Below are 6,000 nucleotides of genomic sequence, written 5' to 3' on the forward strand. Positions count from 1 at the left end.
ACTCAGCGGGTCTGGCACATTTGTGTAGTACTACCGCACAATCTAGTATTGTACATCTAAGGCATATTATTCTAAATTATTGCTTACTGCAAATCACTAAGACCCCCATAAAGAGAAAATCTATCAAGGGGGACTGCGTAAGGTCACTGAATAGAATGATCGTTTACTATCGAAGCGTTTTATACAAAATTTTTCATGAGGGGGCTCTGAGCACAACGCTTTTCTGCTTTACAGAAAATATAAATTTTGCCATAATCAGAAAAAATGATTTTTTTCAGGATTCTCTATTGAAAAAACAAATAACTTCACAACAAACAGCCCAGCAAAAATTAGAAAGTTGTGTAGTCTATTGGTGTAATGCGCTTCAGCCTAAAGAAAAAGTTTTACCCCAAGTTGTTGAAAAAATTCTTCTTCAGCGTAGGCGGTGCAGTATTCTAGGGCAATCATTTCAGGAAGCAGAGCGATGGGATGATCAGTTATGGACCTTCAGTTCAAAATCTTTTTTAGCCCACGGCAGTGATCTAAAAGAGGATAGACCCGAAGATCACCCCATATGGATCACCCGAGGACTTACTAATGAAAATAATTCACACTACGGAATTCTTACAGGATACATCCCGCAAGAAGCGTTAAATATTTATCTTTTTAGCCACTGGATTTGGATTTTAATGTCGGAAGAGACTGATGTATTTCAACACGCCACCACTTGGATTCAGAATAAAGCCGTTCAAGCATCTTGGGTATGGCGCTATCATAATGCCCAGTGGAAAAAAGGTGTATGGATTTGATCCGACATTTAGTAGTAGCTATGATGTGTGTAAACAGTTTAGGAGGCTGCTCTTTAGGAACCCAGTGGCGCGGTGAAAAGACAGTGGAGCAAAGCCAAGAAATTCCTCTTGCCTGGGTTCCCTGGATAAGCCAAGAACAGCAACAAGAAGAAAAAAAACGTATTTTTCCCTGTTATCTTGCACTCAAACGCCGTCAGGAATGTGCCCAGCGCGCTCTAAATCTTCAGTTCTACAAACTAGACTCTACCTTATGCAAATAGCTGGTCGTAGAATTGCACTGGTAGGAGGCGAAGGAAGCCTGCCGTTTTTAGTAAAAGACGCCTTGAAAACTCAAGGATGGCATGTGTTTGTTTTGGCTTACTATAATGTGACGCAAAAAGCGTTAACAGAAGAGGTGCCTCATGTGTGGCTTTCTTTAGGACGTCTTCAAGAAACTTTGAATATTTTGCGTCATCATCACATTCAGCACATTGCATTGGTGGGAAAGTTTTATCGTCCAAAGTTAAGCGCTCTGCGTCCCGATGCTTTGGCACGCAAATTATTATATCGTTTAGGAATGAGTTGGTTTGGAGATGACGCACTACTAACGACCATGCTGGAATTTTTTCAAGAACTAGGATTAACATTGGTGAAAACTCAGGATATACTTCCCGGTCTTTTGACTGAAAAGGGACAAATTGGTCGGGTTCTTCCCCATGCTCAGGCTCTGGAAGATATCCAAAGAGGTGCTAAAATTTTACAACATATATCGTGCTGGGATATTGGACAAGGTCTTGCAATTCAGGGAAGTAGAGTATTAGGTATTGAAGCGGCAGAGGGAACCGATGCGTGCATTACTCGGTGTGGTGTTTTGGCAGAACGGGGCTCCTTAACTCGTCCCCCCGTATATGTTAAAATGGCAAAAAAAGATCAATCTCGTGCTACAGACTTACCCGTGGTTGGATTGAATACAGTATATGCACTGTCTGCTGCAGGATTTCAAGGAATGGGAATCGAAGCGCACAGTGTACTGGTTTTAGACCCTCCCGCTTTTTATACTGGGGTTCAAGAACATGGGGTATTTTTATGGAAATTTTAAATGAAGCACAGGACAACTCTCTCCGCCTTCTTTACAGTACCTTTTATAAAAGACACTGATAGGAAGAAATATGGCATTAGCGATGTACAAGACTCCCTCAAATTGTTTAGCGTGGCTATCTTCTAGTTCCTGGAAGTGTGTGGTGGCGGGCGCCTTGTCTTCTCTTGCATGGGGGCCTTTCTATATTTGGTGGGTTCTAATTTTTACTTGGGGGGCTTTAATCACCAAACTCTACGCCAGTAAAACATTAAACGAAGCTTTGACTATAGGATGGATGTGGAGTTTTGGTTGGCATATGACCAGTGTCTTTTGGATTGGAGAAAGTTTATGGGTAGACCCATTGCGATTTGCGTGGTTTTGGCCTGTGTGTGTTGCTGGAATTCCTGGGATTTTTGCTTGTTATATCGGTGTTATGAGTGGCTTACTTTGGTGGGGAAAACGCCATTTCTGGCCCTCTCCCCAGGCTTTTGGTCTTATATGGTGCGTTTTATATAGTGGTACAGAATATTTAAAAGGTGTATTATTTACTGGATTTCCTTGGAATCTTACAGCATATATTTGGTCTCAAACCTTATGTATTGCCCAAAGTGCAAGTTTCTTATCTAGCTATGGCTTGGGACTGGTAACCTTAACCTTATTAAGCTGGCCTGCCCGTTCTTTTTTGGCATGCTCCACACACCGTTCCTGGTGGCAAGGTACAGGATATATGACACTGGGACTGGCATTTTTGACCTCTTGGTGTCTGGTGCGATTACATCGTCTTCCAGTACGCTTTCATTCTCAAGGAGCATTTCGCTTGGTACAACCTAATTTTTCACAGCGCGAAAAACACGACGCTAAACGGATTAGTATCAATTGGAATATTTTATGTAAGCTCTCTGGAGAAAAAACATTTTTTCCTATTACTCACATCATTTGGCCCGAAACTTCGGTACCGTTTTCACTGTCTTTCGATCATCTTGAAAGTATTCCTCTCCTAGCTTGGACCCACAAATATCCTTCTCATTTGATTGCTGGAGCTTTATTACATACTGAAGAAGAAAGTTTCAATAGTATTATTCAAGTTACACCAGAAGGAACAAGAAAAATTTTGTATCATAAACAGCACTTAGTTCCCTTTGGAGAATATCTACCTTTTCGTGCATATTTAACCCGAATTTTTCCGCTCTGGATTTTACAAGTCTTGACTCCTGGAACCCGAAACATGAAGGAAAGCAAAAAAGAAACTTCTATTATTCAGGCGTTAGGTACTCCGCCGTGTATCATGAAAATTTGTTACGAGATTATTTTTCCCATCTCCACGTCTTGTCCCAAAGCGCAATGGATCTTAAATCTGACCAATGATGGATGGTTTGGATATACTCCGGGTCCTTTTCAGCATTTGGCCAGTGCTCAATTTCGCGCTATTGAAACTGGTCTTCCTGTGTTACGTGCCGCAAATACAGGCATTTCTGCAGTATTTGATGGTATGGGTAGAACACTCGTAACACTTCCCCTACAGAAAAGAGGGTATATAGATACGCTATTACCGCTTCCAACTCCGTCTTACTGTGTTTGGCATGGATACATCTATACAGGAATGCTGATCCTAATGACTTTTTTTGTCGGCGGGTATTCATTGTGGAGGAAACGGTGATGTACAGTAGGTATATTCATTTTAATAAATATTACAAAAAAATTTGTAAGCATTTTTTAAGGCTATTCTTAATGAGCACCAATAGCCTGGCTACTACAGAAATTCAAGAGAAAATAAAATTTTGGAACACTCAGAAAAAAGGGGCAAATATTTTTAACCGAAAAGTAACGTTAGAAGACGTAAAAGCGGCTAAGCAATACGGTATTCAGTTCCTGCGTATCGCTCCAGATAAATTTGTAAGTGCTCATCGTGATTTCTTAATGGGAAATGCAGATAATTATCGTGGATTAATCAAAGAAGACCTAAAAGTACTAAAAAAAATAATAGCCATGTGCTATAAAGAAAAATTACCTGTAGTACTTACAATGCTGAGCCTTCCTGGATCTCGTTGGAAACAGAATAACCAGGACCGAGACGATTTAAGAATTTGGAAAAAAACAACGTATCAACTACAAGCAGCACAGTTTTGGCGAGATTTAGCGCAGGAATTAAAAAATGAGCCAGGAATTGTAGGGTATAATATTCTTAATGAGCCTCACCCCGAACGGATATTTAGACCTAAAACAGTTCATATCAATACGGTTCGTCAGGCGGAAGTGCAAAAAATACTCTACAATGTTTATAAACGGATTATAGAGAGTATACGAACAACCGACGCCTATACGCCCATTATGTTAGATAGTTCTGCCTACGCAGATGCGCAAACTTTTCGTTTGCTTCAGCCCCACAAAGACAAAAAGCTTGTGTATTGTCTTCACATATATGAACCTTATAAATATACAAATCGCCAAATCAATAAAGGAAGATTTAAGTACCCAGGTCGCATAGAGGGCAAAAAATGGGATAAAAAAGCGCTTAAAAATTATTTTTCTGAGGTGATATTCTTTCAAAAATTTTATAAAATTCCAAGCGCCCGAATCCTTGTTGGAGAGTTTGGTGCACATCGCACATGCTTTGGATTAGAACACTATTTTCAGGATTTAATTTCTATTTTTATCCAAGAAGGGTGGCATTTTGCGTTTTACGCTTTTCGTGAAGATACGTGGGATGGAATGGATTACGAGTTGGGAACTCAAAGACTACCTTGGAGGTATTGGAAAGCCTTAGAGCAAGGAAAAACTGTAAAATTAAAGCGTGTCAGTACGCACCCGGCATTCTTAATAATAAAAAAAGCTTTAGATGCATCAAAATCATCTCACTAAAAAAGGAATAAAAGAAACATTAGCACTTTCTGAAATAAAGTAATACAATAAGCAAAAATAGGTTTATGTAGAGAGTAATGTTTCTCAAATTTTATTTACTTAATACATCCGGCATTTCCGAGTGAATCAATTAAAAAAAGATTCAAGGAAGTTTAAAAATTTAGAATACTCCGTGATCTAGGCTTTTATGACTCATTTTTCTATGTATAGTAATTTAGCTTAAAAGTAGGATTTAAAATAATTTAAGTAGTGCCTTATATAATTCAGTACATTAAGTAATGCTATGATTAATTCATCGTTTCATAGCAGACCAGAATTTTTCAACGGGGCTGAGGTCAGACGAACGTGGTGATAGAAAACTAGCTCGAAGCCAAGTGATTCAATCAATGCTTCTATTTTATAAGTGTTATGGCATAAGATCTGATCCAAAATTGCCTCTTCTGCTAGATTTAGAACGTTGATTAAAGAATCTTTATTTCAAAAACCGTTAAAAAACAGGGGAACTATTGATGTATCATCCATGATTTCAGCGATGCTATGGGTTCTTTTGGACCATGTACCACGCTTCCTACCAACCAGTTTTTCACTTTTCTTACCCTACCCTCTGTCTTTACAAAAATCATCTTTATACCGCCATCATCACTGTATAACTGATTGTTTATTGATATTTATTTCATTTTTCTTCACAAGTCTCCACATAGGTAAAGGTTTTTTTTTATAGCTAAAGCCCAACTTTTTAAGCCTTCTATAGACAGAACAGATGCTTACGTTAAACAGCCTAGCGATCTCTGCTAATGTTTTATTTTCGTTATTTTCAACATAAATTTTTAGCTGATCTGGATCTATTTTTCCCTTGCTTCCTAATCTTACTGAAGGCTTGATAACTCCTTCTTTTTCGTACCTTATCCACCATCTACTTACGCTACTTTTACTCACCATAAACATTTTTGCGCTTGTCTTTTGATCATGACCTAATTTTATGTATTCTATTACTCTTTCTTTTAAGTCTAGACTATATTGCTTTTTTTTCATCTGTATATTTTTTATTATTCTTTACCAATTATAACGAATTTAATCCTATTTTCAAGCTAAATTATTCTTAGAGCTTATCCGCAAATTAATTAGGAGGAAAGAATCTGCGCAAGAGTAGTCTGTTAAGTGACATGTAAATGTTATTCTCTGTAGAAGAACAAAGCAAGTCGTATTCTTTTGATAGCCTTCTATTTCTACCAAGCCATCCAAATGTTCGTTCTACAACCCATCGTCTCCGTTGAACCTTAAAGCCCCCCTCTATCC

Annotated in this window: 7 protein-coding genes; 5 read left to right on the plus strand and 2 right to left on the minus strand. The window is 38.5% G+C overall.

Annotation, left to right across the window (positions count from 1 at the left end):
- The first annotated feature begins 155 nt into the window (after nucleotides 1-155).
- The 5 genes from HCUR_RS08580 to HCUR_RS04250 all read left to right on the plus strand — a co-directional run bounded on the left by HCUR_RS08580 (nucleotide 156) and on the right by HCUR_RS04250 (nucleotide 4,704).
- Entirely contained in the window at nucleotides 156-788 is a 633-nt protein-coding gene (locus HCUR_RS08580; protein WP_207760916.1) for a DNA polymerase III subunit chi, read from the plus strand.
- A complete protein-coding gene (locus tag HCUR_RS04235; RefSeq protein WP_165780742.1) occupies nucleotides 785-1,048 on the plus strand; it encodes a hypothetical protein in 264 nt (87 codons plus the stop codon). Before HCUR_RS08580 ends, HCUR_RS04235 begins: the two co-directional genes overlap by 4 nt.
- Complete coding sequence (locus tag HCUR_RS04240; RefSeq protein ID WP_165780743.1) at nucleotides 1,039-1,866, plus strand: LpxI family protein; 828 nt, start codon at nucleotides 1,039-1,041, stop codon at nucleotides 1,864-1,866. The genes HCUR_RS04235 and HCUR_RS04240 overlap by 10 nt, the downstream gene beginning before the upstream one ends.
- A gap of 82 nt (nucleotides 1,867-1,948) precedes the next feature.
- Complete coding sequence (gene lnt, locus HCUR_RS04245) at nucleotides 1,949-3,502, plus strand: apolipoprotein N-acyltransferase (protein ID WP_165780744.1); 1,554 nt, start codon at nucleotides 1,949-1,951, stop codon at nucleotides 3,500-3,502.
- On the plus strand, nucleotides 3,502-4,704 hold the full coding sequence (locus tag HCUR_RS04250) for a glycoside hydrolase family 5 protein (protein ID WP_243397269.1): 1,203 nt from the start codon (nucleotides 3,502-3,504) through the stop codon (nucleotides 4,702-4,704). Before lnt ends, HCUR_RS04250 begins: the two co-directional genes overlap by 1 nt.
- Before the next feature lie 639 nt (nucleotides 4,705-5,343).
- Here the strand turns inward: HCUR_RS04250 and HCUR_RS04255 are convergent.
- Both HCUR_RS04255 and HCUR_RS04260 read right to left on the minus strand, forming a co-directional pair.
- Nucleotides 5,344-5,736, minus strand: coding sequence for an IS630 transposase-related protein (locus HCUR_RS04255; protein WP_104206906.1), 393 nt, complete (start codon nucleotides 5,734-5,736; stop codon nucleotides 5,344-5,346).
- Between the two features lie 85 nt (nucleotides 5,737-5,821).
- A partial coding sequence (locus HCUR_RS04260) for a transposase (protein ID WP_165780568.1) occupies nucleotides 5,822-6,000 on the minus strand: 179 nt, incomplete at its 5' end.

Origin of the sequence: Holospora curviuscula (genome assembly GCF_002930195.1) — a bacterium.
GTDB lineage: Bacteria > Pseudomonadota > Alphaproteobacteria > Holosporales > Holosporaceae > Holospora > Holospora curviuscula.